General features: G+C 54.6%; 16 protein-coding genes. 15 read left to right on the top strand and 1 reads right to left on the bottom strand.

Going from position 1 to position 17,911, the window contains the following annotated elements:
• Positions 1-472 precede the first annotated feature (472 nt).
• Entirely contained in the window at positions 473-916 is a 444-nt protein-coding gene (locus RS899_RS03950; RefSeq protein WP_024766717.1) for a YMGG-like glycine zipper-containing protein, read from the bottom strand.
• Positions 917-1,086: 170 nt separating this feature from the next.
• Here RS899_RS03950 and plsB point away from each other — a divergent pair, with 170 nt between their 5' ends.
• The 15 genes from plsB to RS899_RS03875 all read left to right on the top strand — a co-directional run bounded on the left by plsB (position 1,087) and on the right by RS899_RS03875 (position 17,886).
• Positions 1,087-3,597, top strand: a complete 2,511-nt coding sequence (gene plsB / locus RS899_RS03945) for a glycerol-3-phosphate 1-O-acyltransferase PlsB (protein WP_315809150.1) — start codon at positions 1,087-1,089, stop codon at positions 3,595-3,597.
• Between the two features lie 91 nt (positions 3,598-3,688).
• On the top strand, positions 3,689-4,135 hold the full coding sequence (locus RS899_RS03940; protein WP_233298174.1) for a low molecular weight protein-tyrosine-phosphatase: 447 nt from the start codon (positions 3,689-3,691) through the stop codon (positions 4,133-4,135).
• 149 nt (positions 4,136-4,284) lie between these two features.
• Complete coding sequence (locus tag RS899_RS03935) at positions 4,285-5,337, top strand: glycosyltransferase family 4 protein (RefSeq protein WP_315809149.1); 1,053 nt, start codon at positions 4,285-4,287, stop codon at positions 5,335-5,337.
• Between the two features lie 307 nt (positions 5,338-5,644).
• Complete coding sequence (locus tag RS899_RS03930) at positions 5,645-6,091, top strand: low molecular weight protein-tyrosine-phosphatase (RefSeq protein WP_054908310.1); 447 nt, start codon at positions 5,645-5,647, stop codon at positions 6,089-6,091.
• A gap of 23 nt (positions 6,092-6,114) precedes the next feature.
• The gene (locus RS899_RS03925) at positions 6,115-8,349 is read left to right on the top strand and encodes a polysaccharide biosynthesis tyrosine autokinase (RefSeq protein WP_315809148.1); all 2,235 of its coding nucleotides are present in this window, start codon (positions 6,115-6,117) and stop codon (positions 8,347-8,349) included.
• A gap of 41 nt (positions 8,350-8,390) precedes the next feature.
• Positions 8,391-8,888: a transcription/translation regulatory transformer protein RfaH gene (rfaH, locus tag RS899_RS03920; protein ID WP_064979586.1), complete on the top strand. Its 498-nt coding sequence runs from the start codon at positions 8,391-8,393 to the stop codon at positions 8,886-8,888.
• Between the two features lie 131 nt (positions 8,889-9,019).
• Complete coding sequence (locus tag RS899_RS03915; protein WP_315809147.1) at positions 9,020-10,285, top strand: lipopolysaccharide biosynthesis protein; 1,266 nt, start codon at positions 9,020-9,022, stop codon at positions 10,283-10,285.
• 9 nt (positions 10,286-10,294) lie between these two features.
• On the top strand, positions 10,295-11,293 hold the full coding sequence (pseB, locus tag RS899_RS03910; protein WP_054908307.1) for a UDP-N-acetylglucosamine 4,6-dehydratase (inverting): 999 nt from the start codon (positions 10,295-10,297) through the stop codon (positions 11,291-11,293).
• Entirely contained in the window at positions 11,293-12,453 is a 1,161-nt protein-coding gene (gene pseC, locus RS899_RS03905; protein WP_315809146.1) for a UDP-4-amino-4,6-dideoxy-N-acetyl-beta-L-altrosamine transaminase, read from the top strand. Before pseB ends, pseC begins: the two co-directional genes overlap by 1 nt.
• Positions 12,450-13,154 carry a pseudaminic acid cytidylyltransferase gene (gene pseF, locus RS899_RS03900; RefSeq protein WP_315809145.1) on the top strand — a complete coding sequence of 235 codons (705 nt, stop codon included), beginning with the start codon at positions 12,450-12,452 and terminating at the stop codon, positions 13,152-13,154. Before pseC ends, pseF begins: the two co-directional genes overlap by 4 nt.
• Positions 13,151-14,251 carry a UDP-2,4-diacetamido-2,4,6-trideoxy-beta-L-altropyranose hydrolase gene (pseG, locus tag RS899_RS03895; protein ID WP_315809144.1) on the top strand — a complete coding sequence of 367 codons (1,101 nt, stop codon included), beginning with the start codon at positions 13,151-13,153 and terminating at the stop codon, positions 14,249-14,251. The genes pseF and pseG overlap by 4 nt, the downstream gene beginning before the upstream one ends.
• Complete coding sequence (gene pseH / locus RS899_RS03890) at positions 14,248-14,742, top strand: UDP-4-amino-4,6-dideoxy-N-acetyl-beta-L-altrosamine N-acetyltransferase (protein WP_315809143.1); 495 nt, start codon at positions 14,248-14,250, stop codon at positions 14,740-14,742. Before pseG ends, pseH begins: the two co-directional genes overlap by 4 nt.
• 15 nt (positions 14,743-14,757) lie before the next feature.
• Entirely contained in the window at positions 14,758-15,825 is a 1,068-nt protein-coding gene (pseI, locus tag RS899_RS03885) for a pseudaminic acid synthase (RefSeq protein ID WP_315809142.1), read from the top strand.
• A gap of 2 nt (positions 15,826-15,827) precedes the next feature.
• On the top strand, positions 15,828-16,715 hold the full coding sequence (locus RS899_RS03880; RefSeq protein WP_315809141.1) for a polysialyltransferase family glycosyltransferase: 888 nt from the start codon (positions 15,828-15,830) through the stop codon (positions 16,713-16,715).
• Positions 16,690-17,886, top strand: a complete 1,197-nt coding sequence (locus RS899_RS03875) for a hypothetical protein (protein WP_315809140.1) — start codon at positions 16,690-16,692, stop codon at positions 17,884-17,886. Before RS899_RS03880 ends, RS899_RS03875 begins: the two co-directional genes overlap by 26 nt.
• Positions 17,887-17,911: the final 25 nt, after the last annotated feature.

Here is a 17,911-nt window from a genome sequence, read left to right as displayed (position 1 = left end):
AATGGCACGTAGGAAGGTAATTCGAATAACGCCGACGGGCGACAGCGCTCCCGAGTATATAAATCAAAAGTTACAGCTGAAAAGCACTTTTTCATCCCCTCCGCGCCCCTATGACCAAACAGGACAAAGTGCCATTTTTCGGGGCCTGCAGAGCCATTTTGGTGCTCGTTACCACGCGTAACGAAAGTGTTTCGAACGTGGACCTTTTCGCACTTTCACGCATTTGCGGCGGGTAGTTTCGTTCCCGCTCGTCCGCTTGAGCGAGCTTCCGAAAAATCTTTCAGACAACGAATCAGGCGGCTTTCCAGTTGCCTCTGCGACGATATGCCCGACTATTCCGCTGCTGAATAGGCGTTCCGTTCTTCATCCAGGTCGATGGGAGATATCCCGGATAATTCCGCTTCCCACAGCAAACTGCGGACAGGCTGTGCACCATCGCGGTTCTTTTATCTCGACAACCCACCGCCGCAATTCAGGGACTGACCTGATAACCCCGGCCCTGCATACAACCGCCATAGGCGCTGGCACTAGCCGAACTCTGGGTGCGCCGATCCTGCCGACGCTCCTGGCGCTGCCGCATGCCACCGACAGCCGCACCGGCAGCCGCCACTTCGCCGGCACGGTTCTGCCGGTACTGCTGTTTGGCATCATCGCTGGCGCGGTCGTAGAGTTCGTCGTGCTGCTGCCCGCGCACTTCTGCGCCGACGGCTCCGGCCGCCGCGCCCTTCGCCGCGCCGCGAACCCGTCCGCCGACATGCGGATCGGAACTGGAACTGCTGGCCGCCGCCGCGTTGCAATCGGCCATATCCTGCTGCATCTGCTGGCTGCTCTGCCCTTTGAGCGGAACCACTGTCTGGGCCTGGGCAGGCAGCGCGGCGCAAAACGCCAGCAGGCATCCCAAGGTAAGCGCACGCATCGCGGAACCTCCCTAGAAGTACATCCCTCAAAAGGCAGGATAGCCGCTACCCACGGGGCATCCGTGCAACTCCGACCAAGCGCTCGCGGCTTTGCTGGCGGGGGCCTAATCCGGCAAACTAGCCGGTCTGAGCAATCGCTCGTTTTATCTCTGCCAGCCATAGGGCCTGTATGCCTCGTTACCCGTTCCGCCGCTTCGGTTTCGGTGCCCTGCGCCGCCTGCTTTACCTCTGGGTGCGCTCGGAAACCATCAACCAGTCGTCCTTCAGCCTGAAGATCGACCGCAGCAAACCGGTCCTCTACGTCCTGCAACAGCCTTCGGTGAGCGACCTCGCCGTGGTGGATACCGAATGCCGCAAGGCCGGCCTGCCGCGCCCGGTCATGCCGGTGGCAGTGGGTGAATCCATCGAACCCGCCGCCTTCTTCTACCTGACCCCCGAGCCCGACTGGCTGGGTCGCCAGGACAAACGCGGCGCCCCGCCAGCGCTGGTGCGCATGCTCGGCGCCATCGGCCAGAACGGCATCGACGATGCACAGATCGTCCCGGTCAGCGTGTTCTGGGGCCAATCGCCGGACAGCGAAAAGAGCGCCTGGAAGCTGCTGTTCGCCGACAACTGGGCCGTCACCGGTCGACTGCGCAAGCTGGCGCGCATCCTCATCCTCGGCCGCAAGACCCGCGTGCAGTTCTCCGCCCCCATCCATCTGCGCGAGCTGGTGGAGCAGAACAAGGGCCACGAACGCACCCTGCGCATGGTCCAGCGCATCCTGCGCGTGCACTTCCGCAACCAGAAGACCGCAGTGATCGGCCCGGACCTCTCCCACCGCCGTACCCTGGTCAAGGGCCTGTTGCGCGCGCCGCTGGTGCGCCAGGCGATCCAGGAGGAATGCGAAACCCAGAAGATTTCCCAGGAGAAGGCCGAAGCCTCTGCCCTGCGCTACGCCAACGAGATCGCCGCCGACGTCTCCTACCCGGTAATCCGCTTCCTCGAAGTGACCCTGACCTGGTTCTGGAATAAGCTCTACGAGGGTGTGAAGGTCAACCACATCGAGCGCGTCCAGGAAGTCGCCCAGGGCCACGAGATCGTCTACGTGCCCTGCCACCGCAGCCACATCGACTACCTGCTGCTGTCCTACCTGCTGTTCCGCAACGGCCTGACCCCGCCGCACATTGCCGCCGGCATCAACCTCAACATGCCGGTGGTGGGCTCGATCCTGCGTCGCGGCGGTGCGTTCTTCATGCGCCGCAGCTTCAAGGGCAACCAGCTCTATACCGCGGTCTTCAACGAGTACCTGCACACCCTGTTTAGCCGTGGGTTCTCCACCGAGTACTTCGTCGAAGGCGGCCGCTCCCGCACCGGGCGCATGCTGCATCCGCGCACAGGGATGCTGGCGATCACCCTGCGCAGCTTCCTGCGCGACTCGCGCCGGCCCATCGTCTTCGTCCCCGTGTACATCGGCTACGAGCGCGTGCTCGAAGGCCGCACCTACTTGGGTGAACTGCGTGGCGCGGCGAAGAAGAAGGAGTCGATCTTCGACATCTTCAAGGTGATCGGCGCGCTCAAGCAGCGCTTCGGCCAGGTGTGGGTGAACTTCGGCGAACCGATCCACCTCGACGACTTCCTCGACCAGCAGCAACCCGATTGGCGCGAGCAGGAACTGGGCCCGGAATACCGCCCGGCCTGGCTCTCGGAAACCACCAACCACCTGGCCCGCGACGTCGCCCGCCATCTCAACGATGCTGCCGCGATCAACCCGGTAAACCTGGTGGCGCTGGCGCTCCTCTCCACTACCCGCCTAGCCCTGGACGAAACCGCCCTGGCGCGAGTGATCGACCTCTACCTCGACCTGCTGCGCAAGGTGCCTTACTCGCCTAGCGCCACACTGCCCGAGGGCGACGGCCAGCAGTTGATCGAGTACGTGAAGAGCATGAACCTGCTCAGCGAGCAGAAGGACGCCCTGGGTCGCATCTGCTATCTCGACGAGCAGAACGCGGTACTGATGACCTACTACCGCAACAACGTCCTGCACATCTTTGCCCTGCCGGCGCTGATCGCCAGCTTCTTCCAGAACAGCGGCCGAATCAGCCGGGAACAGCTCCTGCGCTACACCCGCGCGCTGTACCCGTACCTGCAGGCCGAGCTGTTCATCCGTTGGAGCCTGGATGAGCTGGACGCGGTGGTCGACCAGTGGCTGCAGGCCATGGTCGCCAGCGAGCTGCTCAAACAGGAGAATGACACCTTCATCCGCCCGGCCCCCAGCTCGCGCCAGTATGTGCTGCTGACCCTGCTGGCCCGCGCCATCGCCCAGACCCTGCAGCGCTTCTACATGTCCATTTCGCTGGTGCTGAACGCCGGGCAGAAGCAGCTCACCGCCGAGGAACTGGAAAACCTCTGCACAGTGATGGCCCAGCGCCTGTCGGTCCTCCACGGCCTCAATGCCCCGGAGTTCTTCGACAAGAGCCTGTTCCGCCACTTCATCCAGACCCTGCTGGACGAAGGCGTGCTGCGCAAGGACGAGAACGGCAAGCTGAGCTACCACGAACTGCTCGGCGAACTGGCCGAAGGCGCCGCCAAGCGTGTGCTGCCGGCGGAGATTCGCCTGTCCATCCGCCAGGTCGCCCTGGAGCGCCCGCCCCAGGAAGAAACCGCGCCCACCGAGCAGCCGCCCGCCAGCCAGAGCTGAGCCCTGCAGCCCCTCTGACGGCGGCTTGACGCCCCTGCACCACGACCGATAGATTTCTGACGATTATCGGTCGCGGTCAGGGACGCTCCACGTGTTCAACAGGATTCTGATCGTCTGCATCGGCAACATCTGCCGAAGCCCCATCGCCGAACACCTGCTGCGCGAATCCCTGCAGGGCACCGACATCGCCGTGGCCTCCGCCGGGCTCAGCGCGCTGGTCGGCCACCCCATCGACAACACCGCCCTCGCCATCCTCCGCCGCCACGGCCACCACCCCCAACCTCACCGTGCCCGCCAACTCGACGCCGAGATGATCCATGAGGCCAATCTCATCCTGGTCATGGAGCAATCGCAGATCGACAGCGTGATTCGCCTGGCGCCTGAGGCCCGCGGCAAAACCTTTCTATTGGGCAAATGGCAGACCGATCAGGAGATCCCGGACCCTTACCGCAAAGGCCCTGAAGCCTTCGAACGTGCGTATTCGCTGATCGAGTTGGCGGTCACCCCGTGGATCGGCCGCGTGCTATTTCGCCGGTAATTTGGCGCTCTATTCGACTTCCGATAAAAGCGTCAGAAATCCTTACATTGCACTGTTGAAAAAGGCTACGCTCTAGCCCAGCAAGACCATATTCAGCTGTTTGGTCTCCCAGTTACGACGAGTAATTTTCCAGGGGCCTACATCGCTTTATGAAGATCCTGCACATCACCGAGTCCTTCGGCGGCGGCGTCACCTCGGCCATCAACTCCTACATCCTCAACTCCCAGCAGCATGAGCACTACCTGCTGGCCTCGGTGCGCAAGGGCGATACCACCGGTGAAGAAAGTCAGGGCCTGTTCAAGCACATGGAACTGGTGCCGCGCCGACTTGCCAGCCTGGCGCGGGTGAAGCCCTACATCGATCGCATACAGCCGGACGTCATCCACCTGCACAGCACCTACGCCGGCGCGCTGATCCGCGCATTGCCGTTCATCCCGGCGCAGAAGATCGTCTACACCCCGCACGGTTTCGCCTTCCTGCGTGGCGATCATCCCATGATGCTGAAGGCCTACCGCGCCATCGAGTCGCTGCTGGCAAGGCGCACCGCAGTGATAGCCGGCTGCGGCATGGATGAGCAACGCATTGCCGGGGAACTGATCGAACCGGGGCATACCCTGGGGCTGGTCAATGTCTGCGACGAACTGCCGGAGGTACCGACAGTTCGCAGCCTCACCAGCAAGCCGGTGGTCGGCATGGTCGGGCGTATCAGCCGGCAGAAGGGCCATGACTACTTCCGCGCCGTGGCCGAAAGTTGCCGGGACGTCGCCCACTTCAAATGGATTGGCGGAGGCGACGCCCAGGTCATGGCGGAGATGGTTCAGGCCGGCATCGAAGTGACCGGGTGGCGTCAGCGCGACGAAGTCATCGCCCATATGAAGGGGCTCGACCTCTACTTCCACACCGCCGCCTGGGATGGCTTTCCCATCTCGGTACTGGAGGCGGCGAAGCTCGATCTCCCTATCGCGTTGCGACGCATCGGTCCGTTCGTTGCCGAAGGTTTGGCCACCGCACATGATCTAACAGAGGCAAAACGGCAAGTCATGGGCTTCACCCAACGCGACCCGGCCGTTCTGGCACAGCTATCGCGCAACAGCCAATGCATCCAGCGCCAGCACTCTGGCGAGCAACTGCAATCATCGCTGGAAAACCTGTACTCCCGCTTCAACCCAGCGCACGCCGTCGACCGTCTTGCTACTGGCTGAGTCCCGGCCCTGCAACTGCCCGGGCAAGCGTAAGTTTGCCCGGGCAGCCCCCCCGCGAAACGCCCCTCAATAACGCCCCGTAGAACCCTCGCCTGACGCCCGCAACCGTCCACCGTCTGGCCGGATAGTATTATTTCGCCACACTCAAAGCTTGTGGGATTTCATCCCGGAGACGGCACAGCATCCATCTCCACCACAGCCGGAATATTCCGAAACCCACCAATCGGCCGGAAAGCGCATTGAATCACCCTGCCACGCGGCTTAATTTCGCCAGCCTTAGGCATCCACCACCAAGGCGGAATTCAGCGTGTTCAATCAGGTGCTCATCGTTTGCGTCGGCAACATCTGCCGCAGCCCCACTGCAGAGCACCTGCTGCGCCAAGCTCTTCCTGGTCGCAACATACAGGTTGGTTCGGCCGGCCTAGCAGCGCTGGTCAACCAGCCGATCGAGCAACACGCCCTCGCAACACTCTCGCAGCATGGCCAACAACCCGCGTTGCATCGCGCCCGCCAACTGACCCCGAAGATTCTTAAGGACGCCGATCTGGTTCTGGTCATGGAGCGCAACCACCTGCGCGACATCAACCAGCTATCTCCGCAGTCCCGAGGCAAGACCTTCCTGCTCGGCAAATGGCAGCGCGACCGGGAAATTCCAGATCCGTACAGACAAGGTGAAGCTGCCTTCGAGCATGCCTATGCCTTGATCGATGAGGCAGTCGCCACATGGTCCCGATATCTCCGCACCACTCGATAAGCGTTCATCGCGAAGTACCCTTCATGCAGCAAGCGCAATCCTTTACGCCACAAGCGTCCGCCGACGACGACGAAATCGACCTGCTCCGGCTGTTCGGCGTCCTGATTGATCACAAATGGATGATCACGGGCATCACTGCCGGATTTTTGCTGGCAGGCATTGCCTATGCCGTGCTCGCTACCCCTGTCTACCGCGCCTCGGCGACCATTCAGGTGGAGCAGAAATCGCCAGGAATTCCTGGATTGACCGAGATGAGCGATCTCCTCGGCGGCTCGCAATCCCAGGCTGTGACCGAGATCCAGCTACTGACCTCGCGTAGCGTGATCGGCAAGGCCGTGGACAATCTGCACCTGGACATTGATGCCAGCCCGTCGTTGTTTCCGCTGATCGGCAGCTTTTTCCAGCGCCGCTACCAGCCTGACAATCCCGGCGACATTGCCCCGGCCCCGTTGGGAATGAGCCGCTTTGCCTGGGGTGGCGAGTTGCTGGAAGTCTTCCAGTTGGACGTCCCCGATAGCCTGCTCGAAAAGAATCTGACGCTGGTTACCGAAGAGGCTGGAGGTTTCCAGCTGCTTGATGACGACGGCAACGTGCTAATCGAAGGTTCCGTCGGCCAGGCCTATGACGAACGAGGCATCAAGCTACAGATCAAAACCCTGCACGCCAATGCCGGGACTCGCTTCCACGTCACCAAACACCGTCGGCTGAGCACCATTCTCGACTACCAGGACGCGCTCAAGGTGGCCGAGACCGGCAAGGATTCCGGCATCATCGATCTGACGCTGGACGACAATGACGCGTCCAGGGCACTCGCCGTACTGAACGAGATCAGCCAGCAGTACGTTCGACAAAACGTCCAGCGCGCATCCGCCGAGGCGGCTTCCAGTCTGGAGTTCCTGCGCGGGCAACTGCCCGAGGTCCGTCACGATCTGGAAACTGCCGAGAACGCATTGAGCAGCTACCAGACCAAGGCCAAGTCGGCCGACATCAGCCTTGAAACCAAGGCGCTTCTAGACCAGAGCGTCGCCCTGGACACCAGCATTTCCGAGCTGAAGCTGCAGCAGGCCGAGATGGACCGCAAGTTCACCCGCCAGCATCCTGCCTATCAGGCGCTGGCCAGGCAGATCGGTGAGCTCACTGCCAAGCAGAACGGCCTTGCCAAGCGCGTCGAGGGCCTACCGGAAACACAGCAAGACCTGTTGCGCCTGACCCGGGACGTCGAGGTCAGCACTACCATCTATACGCAGCTGCTGAACAAGAGCCAGGAGCTGGATGTTGTGCGTGCGGGCTCCGTCGGCAATGTGCGTGTCATCGACACTGCTGATGTCGACGTCACCAAACCAGTGAAACCCAAAAAGCCGCTGATCGTCGCCATCGCCACCCTGCTCGGCCTGTTCTTCGCCATCGCTCTGGTACTGCTGCGCAAAGCGCTGAATCGGGGCATTGAAACCGCAGACGCCATCGAGCAACTGGGACTGCCGGTCTACGCCTCAGTCCCCTTTAGTGCTCTGCACAAAGCCGATGAAGATCAACTAGGGGAAGGTAAGAAAGACGGCCGTGCGGTTGCTCCGTTGCTTGCAACGAGCCATCCCACGGACCTCGCCATTGAGTCGCTGCGCAGCCTGCGCACCAGCCTCCACTTCGCCATGCTGGAGTCGGGTGACAATCGGCTGATGATCTCTGGCCCGAGCCCCGATGTCGGAAAATCCTTTGTCAGTTCAAACCTTGCCGCCGTAATCGCCCAGACCGGCCAACGCGTACTCCTGATAGACGTGGATATGCGCAAGGGCTACCTGCACAAGACGCTCGGCGTTAACGACAAGGTCGGCCTGTCGGATCTGCTCATCCAGCGCTGCAGCTTCCAGCAGGCGGTGCAACGGACCAAGGTGGAAAACCTCCACTTCATCTCCCGTGGGGAGATTCCACCGAACCCTTCCGAATTGCTGATGCATCCGAACTTCACCAGCTTGCTGGAGACAGCCAGCAGCGAGTTCGACCTGGTCATCCTGGATACCCCTCCCCTACTGGCCGTTACCGATGCCGCCATCGTCGGGCACCAGGCAGGCACCAGCCTGATCGTCACCCGCTTCGGCCGCAATGCCCCGCGTGAGATCGAACTGACCATCCGCCGATTTGCGCAAAACGGCATCCAGCTCAAGGGCGCCATCTTCAACGGCGTCGAACGCCGTGCGGCTGATTACTACGGTAATGGGGCCTACAGCAATTATCAGTATGAGTACCTCTCGGATAAGTCCTGAAGCTTTCCCGAAAGCGATACCCCTGATCAGGGGAGTGAAATATGCAAGTTACAAATGAAAAACGCTGGTACCTGGTGCAGTGCAAACCCAAGCAGGACTTTCGTGCACTCAAGCATTTGCAACGCCAAGGTTACGAGTGCCTGCTACCGAAACGCCAGATTGAACGACTACGCAACGGCCAGTGGAATCACCAGGAAGAGCCCCTGTTCCCCGGCTACCTATTCATTGAACTGGATACATTGCAAGACAATTGGATGCCAATTCGCTCAACAAGAGGCGTTAGTCAGATCGTCCGATTCGGATCCAACCCTCTGCCAGTTCCCAGTCACGTCATTGATAGCCTGCGACTTCAGAAAAATCCAGAAGAGCATGAATTCAAGCCAGGAGAAAGAGTCATGGTTGACTGGTCAGGAACCCAGGGTATGGAAGCGATCTTCCTGGCAAAAGATGGTACTGAGAGAGTATTGCTTCTACTCAAATTGCTGCAGCGGGAAGTTCAAGTCAGCGTTTCAACCCACAGCTTGGTCAAGGCTGGCTAGTGGCAGAACCCTTGACTAATACGTGATATCGACGCTTCACCTGTTCCCGCACAGATAGACAATCAAAATATCCCTGCGTCTCAGGAGTTAAACGAAAAATCCTGGGGCGGTAGCGTGCCTGGATAATCCAAATGCCGAAAATCGCTCTTTCCAGGTTAAGCAATATCGTCCTTCGCGGTATGACCTTAGCAAGCAAATTCCTCCTGATTTTCTTTCTCGCCCGTTATCTACCTGCCAGTGAACTTGGCTTATACGGACTCCTAACAGCCACGATTGCTTATGCGTTGTACCTTGTCGGCCTGGATTTTTATATCTATACGACCCGAGAAATTACAAAAATTGGCGGATGGCACTTCGGCGGCTTGCTGAAGAACCAGATAACCATGACGGGCGCCCTATACGCAGTATCTCTTCCACTGCTATTCCTAATATTTATCACAAAGCTGCTCCCATGGGAAGTATCTATCTGGTTCTTTGTACTCCTTGTTCTGGAGCATATAAATCAGGAGATTGGCAGGCTATTAATAGCCCTCTCGCAACAACATGCGGCCAGTCTCAATCTCTTTCTTCGTAGCGGATCCTGGCCGTTGGCAGCCATCCTGCTTATGAGCTTATATCCAGGTTTAAAAAGCCTCGAATATGTACTGCTACTCTGGGTAATTGGAGATCTTCTGGCAATAACGCTCAGCATCCTCAAACTGCGGAAACTTGAAATAATCGGATGGCATGAGAAGGTCGATTGGAAATGGATCCTCACAGGGATAAAGATCGCCATCCCATTTCTGGCTGCCACTCTAGCTATTCGAGGGATTTTTACGTTCGATCGTTACTGGATCAAAGAGCTTTCAAACATTGAAATTGTCGGCGCCTACGTTTTATTCATGGGCCTAAGCAACGCGGTAATTTCTTTTCTCGACGCCGGAGTTTTCTCCTTCATATATCCGACCCTCATAAAATCCCACAACGAAAGAAACTCTATTCTATTCCGCAGCCAAGCTCGGAGCCTTTTCATTCAAACCGCTTTATTTCTATGCATCCTGACAATCGGGGCAGTTACACTCATCACCCCAGCACTTAGCTTTATTGGAAAACCAATTTACTCTGAAAATAGTAACTTGTTCTACTGGTCATTATTCAGTGTGACTTTATATTCACTTGGCATGATCCCTCATTACTGCCTTTACGCCCAAGGGAAGGACCGAGCGATAATTCTAAGTCACTTTCTTGGCTTGGCAGTGTTCCTTTTTAGCACCTGGATGCTTTCCTCAGCTATCTCCTACATGGCGATCCCAATCAGCCTTTGCATAGCCTTCCTGGTGATTCTGGCCACGAAAGCGCTGGCATTTTTCTTACTCACGCCTCCCGACTGCAACCCATTTATTTCTCCTCAAAACTAGGTGATACCAATGCTTACTAACAAGACCATCCTAATTACTGGCGGTACTGGTTCATTCGGAAACACCTTCGTCCCGATGACGCTGGCTAAATACTCACCAAAAAAAATAATCATCTTCTCGCGCGATGAAATGAAACAGTGGGAGATGGCAAAAAAATTCCAAGGAGACAATCGCGTCCGCTTCTTCATCGGCGATGTTCGTGACAAAGAACGCCTCTACCGCGCGCTCGATGGAGTGGATTATGTCGTCCATGCAGCAGCGACAAAGATCGTCCCCACTGCTGAATACAACCCGTTCGAGTGCATCAAGACCAACGTAATGGGCGCCATGAACCTTATCGATGTCTGCATCGACAAGGGCGTAAAACGCGTTGTCGCGCTCTCGACAGACAAGGCCAGCAGCCCCATCAACCTCTACGGTGCCACCAAGCTTGCCTCGGACAAACTTTTCGTCGCCGGTAATTCGTACTCCGGTGGGCATGACACTCGCTTCTCCGTCGTTCGTTACGGCAACGTCATGGGTTCCCGAGGTTCGGTGATCCCCTTTTTCATGAGCATCAAGGACAAGGGAGTCCTTCCGATCACCGATGAACGCATGACTCGCTTCATGATTTCCCTCGAGGAAGGCGTTGAGCTTGTCTGGCATGCGTTCGATGACATGGAAGGCGGCGAAATCTATGTGAAAAAGATCCCTTCTATGAAAGTGACCGATCTGGCTCGCGTGGTCTCGCCGCAATCGCGTCAGGAAACTGTGGGAATTCGCCCGGGTGAGAAATTGCACGAGCAAATGATCAGCGCCGAAGACGCTCTTTACACCTACGAGTATCCCGAGCACTTCAAGATCCTGCCGACCATCAACAATTGGGCAACCTGCGCAAAGCGCATCAAGGATGGCGTCAAGGTTCCCGAAGGTTTCGTTTACGCCAGCGATAACAATGCCGAGTGGATGAGTGATGACGCGCTCAGTACCTGGATCGATCGTAACTTCGACAAGATCGGGAGCATCTGATGATCCCTTATGGCCGCCAGGAGATTCTCCAGACTGATATCGACGCCGTGCTGGAGGTCCTGGGTTCAGACTTCCTTACGCAAGGTCCGATGGTTCCTCGCTTCGAGCAACACGTCGCTGGGCATGTTGGTGCGCGCCATGCTCTTGCGGTCAATAGCGCCACCTCGGCCTTGCACATTGCTTGCCTTGCGTTAGGCCTGGGAGCAGGAGACACGCTCTGGACTACGCCGGTCACCTTCGTTGCTTCCGCAAACTGCGCCCTCTACTGCGGAGCAGAAGTCGATTTCGTCGATATCGACCCCAAGACGTACAACCTCTGCCCCCAAGCACTGGCGAGCAAGCTGGAGCGAGCCGAGGCCAGCGGCAAGCTGCCCAAAGTGCTGGTCGCGGTACACCTGTGCGGCCAACCCTGCGACATGGCGGCTATCCATGGGTTGGCGCAACGCTATGGATTCAAAGTCATCGAAGATGCCTCCCACGCCATTGGCGGTAAATATCGCGGTGAATTCATCGGCAACGGCCGCTACAGCGACATTACGGTCTTCAGCTTCCACCCCGTGAAGATCATCACCACAGCGGAAGGTGGTATGGCTTTGACCAATGACGCCCACCTCGCGCAACGAATGTCGCTGCTACGCAGCCACGGTATAACCCGCGAGCCCTCGCAAATGACCCATGAGCCGGATGGCCCCTGGTACTACCAGCAAATAGAACTGGGCTTCAACTACCGCATGACAGAGCTGCAGGCAGCGCTGGGAATAAGCCAGATGCAGCGGCTGGATGCCTATGTAGCTCGCCGTCATCTGCTTGCGCTGCGCTACGACAAGTTGCTCGCTTCAATTCCGGTCACAACACCCTGGCAGCACCCGGAGAGCTACTCAGGTTTGCACCTGTACGTTATCCGCCTTCAACTGGATAAAAGTGCACGCAGCCATCTCGAGGTATTCCAGCAGCTGCGCGCGGCCGGTATCGGTGTGAACCTGCACTACATTCCCGTTCATACACAACCGTACTACCAAAGCCTCGGATTCAAGAAAGGTGACTATCCGCACGCCGAGCAGTATTACCAGGAAGCGATCAGCCTGCCCATGTACCAATCGCTCAGCGACGAACATCAGGATCAGGTCGTCACAGCACTGGGCCAGGCTATCAGCGCATGAAGCTGGCAGTCATTCCTGCACGAGGGGGCAGCAAAAGAATTCCGCGCAAGAACATCAAGCTGTTCTGCGGAAAGCCGATGATCGCCTGGACCATCGAGGCAGCGCTGCAAAGCCGCTGCTTCGATGAAATAGTCGTATCTACAGACGATCCAGAGATCGCGGAGGTTGCCCGGCAAGCGGGGGCAGAAGTGCCTTTTCAGCGCCCTCAATCGCTATCGGATGATCACACCGGAACCATCCCTGTCATTCAGCACGCCATCGATTGGTACCTGGAACGCGATCAGGCAATCAGCCAAGTCTGCTGCATCTATGCAACAGCCCCTTTTATACAGCCAGGCGATCTGCGTGCCGGCCAGGCAAAGCTGGCGACCCAGCAAGCCGGCTATGTCTTCGCCGCAACAAGTTTTCCATTCCCCATTCAGCGAGCATTCAGCCTGAATGAGAACGGCCAAATCACCATGTTCCATCCGGAGCACTTCAATACACGCTCCCAGGATCTGGAGGATGCCTACCACGACGCTGGCCAGTTCTATTGGGGTACCCCGGAAGCCTGGCTCACTGGGAATCCGATTTTCGGCAGCGCCTCAAGTACGGTGATCCTTCCAAGGCATAGGGTTCAGGACATAGACACGCTGGAAGACTGGCAGCGGGCCGAATGGATGTTAAAGGCAATGCAGGCGGAAGCAGGCCCGGCCGAATGAATATCGTCTTCCGTGTTGACGCCTCCTTGAGGATCGGCACCGGCCATGTCATGCGCTGCCTCACACTTGCCGATGCGCTAAAAGCGAATGGAGCGCAGTGCCACTTCATATCCCGAGAGCATCCAGGGAACCTGAACGCGCTGATACAGCAGCGGGAGCACACACTAGGCACTCTTCCTTATTCTCCAACTGAATACAGCGAAGAGGAAAACGCCCCGCCCCACGCAAGCTGGCTTGAAACTTCCTGGGAGGAAGACGCAATCCAAACGGCAGAACAGTTAGTCGGAGCGCGGGCAGACTGGTTGATACTGGACCATTACGCGCTGGATTACCGGTGGGAAAAAATGCTCGCCGAGACGACGCGCCACATAATGGTTATCGACGACCTTGCCGATCGATTGCATACCTGTGACCTGCTCCTCGACCAAAATCTTGGAAGAAGCGCCGATGATTACGCACGCAGAGTTCCTGCTGACTGTCGATTACTGCTGGGACCACAGTTTGCCTTGCTGCGCCCTGAGTTTGCCCAACTCAGGGACAGAAGCCTCCAACGCCGCCAAAAAGCCCGAGCTCGCAGTCTGCTGATCAGTATGGGAGGCGGGGATACACCGAACGCCACAACGAGAATCATGCACAGTTTGCGCGGCGTGCTGGATAGCCAATGGACCTTGCAAGTCGTAATGGGGGCCAATGCTCTCAGAACAGCAGAAGTAGATGCCGTGGCTCGGAGCATGCCCTGCCCGACTAGCGTACTGGTGAACACTCCCCATATGGCAAAGCTGATGGTCGAGGCCGACATCGCAATCGGAGCAGCTGGCTCAACCTCCTGGGAACGGTGCTGTCTCGGCCTCCCCTCCATCATGCTGGTAATGGCAGACAATCAAGAGCGTATCGCCACGCAGCTTCAGCAGGTTGGCGCAGCAACTCTCATCCAGTCGATAGACAGTATCGAAACGCAACTTCCCCTCGCCCTGCAAAGCCTCTGCGCCCCGTCGCAATTGCACCTAATGGCATTGGCTGCCGCAGACGTCACCGATGGCATGGGAACAGAGCGAGTAATTGAGCTTCTGACCCAGCATCCAGGAGTGTCCCTTTGAGCAGGCTTAGAAAGCTAACGGAAGCTGATCTGCCTTTACTGCTCAGTTGGCGTAATGACCCAACGATCAGCAGGTACATGTTCAACAAGAAGCCCATTTCGCTGGAAGAACACCGCCAGTGGTACCTCCGCGTAGCTCATAACGAGGCTTACACCCTGTTGATCTTTGAGCAAGACGGCGTGGCGCTGGGACATATGAACTTCACGCAAAATACCGACACCGCTATCGCGGAATGGGGCTTCTATATCTCCCCCAATGCAGCCAAAGGAGTCGGTTCTACGATGGGTGCTTGCGCGATCGAGCTCGCATTTGAAGAACTGCATTTTCACAAAATCAGTGCACAAGTACTGAACTACAACGATCGATCCCTGCACATGCACCATAAGCTCGGCTTCAAGCAGGAAGGCGTGCTGCGCTCCCATCACTTTGATGGCGAGAACTACCACGACATCCATTGCTTCGGCCTACTCGCTGATGAGTGGCACAACTGAATCTGGAACTTAGCCATGACGACATTACCTAGTATATCTATTGCAGGGCGGCGTATTGCCGAAGACTGCCCTCCTTACATTATTGCCGAGCTCTCCGCTAATCATAACGGTCGTCTGGAGACGGCACTTCGGATAATAGAAGAAGCACACAAGGCTGGTGCAGACGCCATCAAACTTCAGACCTATACAGCAGACACCATCACGCTGAACTGCGACTCGGAAGAGTTCCAGATTCATGGCGGCCTATGGGATGGGAAAACACTCTATCAACTCTACCAAGAAGCACAGATGCCCTGGGAATGGCACAAGCCACTCTTCGAGCACGCCCACAAGGTAGGTATAACCATATTCAGCTCTCCCTTTGACAACACCGCCGTCGACCTTCTCGAAAGTCTTAATGCCCCTGCTTACAAGATCGCCTCTTTTGAAGCAGTGGACTTGCCTCTCATCAAATACGTAGCCAGCACAGGTAAGCCCATGATCATCTCGACGGGGATGGCTGATGTCGATGAGATTGGGGAGGCGATTGAAGCGGCGCGGGAAGGGGGCTGCAGGGAACTCGCTATCTTGCGTTGCGTGAGTGGTTATCCAGCGTCCGCAGAAGAATATAACCTACATACTATTACCGATATGAAAAGATCATTCGGAGTAGTCACGGGATTATCAGACCATACATTGGAAAGCATTACAGCCATTACTAGCGTTGCCTTGGGAGCATCAATTATCGAAAAGCATTTCACTTTGAATAGAAAAGGCGGCGGGGCAGACGATAGTTTTTCCATTGAGCCTAGCGAACTAGAAGCACTTTGCCAAAATACAAAGTTAGCATGGTCGACTTTAGGGAAAGTTGATTACGGAAAGAAATCCAGCGAACTTGGAAACTCAAAATTCAGAAGATCACTATATTTCACAAAAGAAATATCCAAAAATGAAATCATAGGAAGCGATGCTGTAAAGAGCATTAGACCAGGGTTTGGGGTATCGCCAAAGCATTTATCTAAAGTTATCGGAAACCGCGCCACTGTAGACATACAGCCAAACACACCAGTAAAGAGCGAATATCTTAAAAGCCCAATCCATTAACAATGATATATATAATCTGCACATCCGGCTTCCATAAAGAGATAGCAAAAACAATCAAAAACTCCCACACAAGTGCGGAGATACTATATTTACCAAAGGAGGCAAGCGCAATCAGAAAACTCTCAAGATCAATAACTACAATTTCAAAAGTCATAAGATGCGCCTTAACTAGAGAATCTCACGCAATCGTCCCGCACCCATTAAATTTATGGTTCTCACTATTCATACTAGCTGCAAGAAAAAGATCATTCTATGACGATGGAATTGCTTATTACTACAAATCAAAACTACCCAACACCCTGCAAACAAAGCTATACAAATCTATAACAAACATCAGAGACGTTAGAATAGGAAACGAAACAAACAAAACCTATCCAGACATTTTGAAAAACAGCAAATACGAAAATTTTTATTGCCTATTCCCAGAGCTAATAGAGAAAGCAAAAAATAAAAAAAGAATTATAATCAATGAAAACAAAACAAACAAACAGAATAAAACATCCGGCATAATCATATACATCGACTCAACCAAGGAAACAATAAATAAACTAGACGAAAAATTCATACTAAAACACTTAGAAAAAATATCTCAATCAGCCCATGGAGATTTTATTTTTTTCAAACCTCACCCAAGTCAGACATCAGAGATTTCAGAGACACTAAGAACAAAATCCTGGGCCAAAGAAATAAATAGCAACTTAGAGAAATTTATTCAAGACCAGAATGTATCATCAATATACTCGGCATACTCATCTGCAACCATCACAACAAAACTAACCTCACCACATACAAACTTATATTGCTACACCAGCCTAGAACTGGACATGCATCTCAAAGAAATAAAATCACTATTTCAAACCATAAATGTCAACTTTATTAATACCAAATAAACTTAAGCCAGCGATAGCAGCAATATTATCCTCATGGCTCACGCTTACCATATGCATAGCATCTCCATTAATAGATAAAAACCCAAAATACATAAGTATTGAGTTTTTATGCTTTGCAACTACGTCATTCTTAATATTCTACTGCTCTTTTTTTACTGGCGCGATGTTCGGACCTTGGAAAAAAATCACTATTTCGTATAAATCAGCACTTTTCATATCTATTTCTGCAGCAGCAACATCTATAGCATTTAGATATATTGATCGGTTCTATTTTCGCCCCGTATCAAATTACTTCGACATATCCAGCGTAAGAGATTCGAGAGTTGACGGATCAAACTTATTTTCGATCACATCAGTCATTCTTCTGCCAATTTCAATCGCGATTTTCTTAAAACTTAGAGACTCCCCAAAAGGGATAAGTAAATTCTATAGAGCGGTCTTTATATTAATCTTCTTCATGGCAACAATGGACGTCATATCCACTGGATCTAGAGGAATACTCCTATGCCTATTAATATTCTTGTTCTACAAAAGAATAACACTAAAAACCTTAGCCATAACAATACCACTATTAATCATATCATCAGGACTATTCTTTTTAATTAGATACAGCGCAATTTCGGCAACTGACGACATCCAATCAACTTTAGACTTTGTCAGCAAAAATGGTTATGCTGAATTTGTTCCAATATCTGAAGGTTTTTCAAGCGACATACTCTCCTCCCAAGGAGGACAGTTTTTTTTTCCAATAATTCAAGTCAACCAGTATTTTGCACACGGCCTATTTGAGTTTGCCTACCAATATAATTTTGGACCGGAATACCAGCTTGACCCATCACGTATAGTTCCTCAACTATCCAAGATAGCATCCTTCACATCAGTACTTATAAGGCCGAATCTCTACTACACCACTCCAGGAACTTTTTACATAGCTTTTGGAAAATTCTCATTAATCGCCTTAATCATTTCAGGATTAATATTAGGAACTATCTACAGGCGAGCACTTAAAGAATCCACTGGAGCAAAAGGAGTTGTTCTATTTAGTCTTTTCCTAACCCCATTCGTAAACAACATTGCAGGTTTTGATTTGCAGTTCTACCTTGCAGCCATATACATAGCCTCTAGTATAAAGGTAAAAAACTCATATCACTCTATGACCCACACCATATAAAAACATCAACAAACCGCCAACGCAC

The sequence above is a fragment of the Pseudomonas sp. C9-3 genome (assembly GCF_032392015.1).
In the GTDB taxonomy this organism is placed as follows: Bacteria; Pseudomonadota; Gammaproteobacteria; order Pseudomonadales; family Pseudomonadaceae; genus Pseudomonas; species Pseudomonas nitroreducens.
Note: the sequence above shows the minus strand (reverse complement) of the source record. Positions and strands in the feature narration are given on the sequence as shown.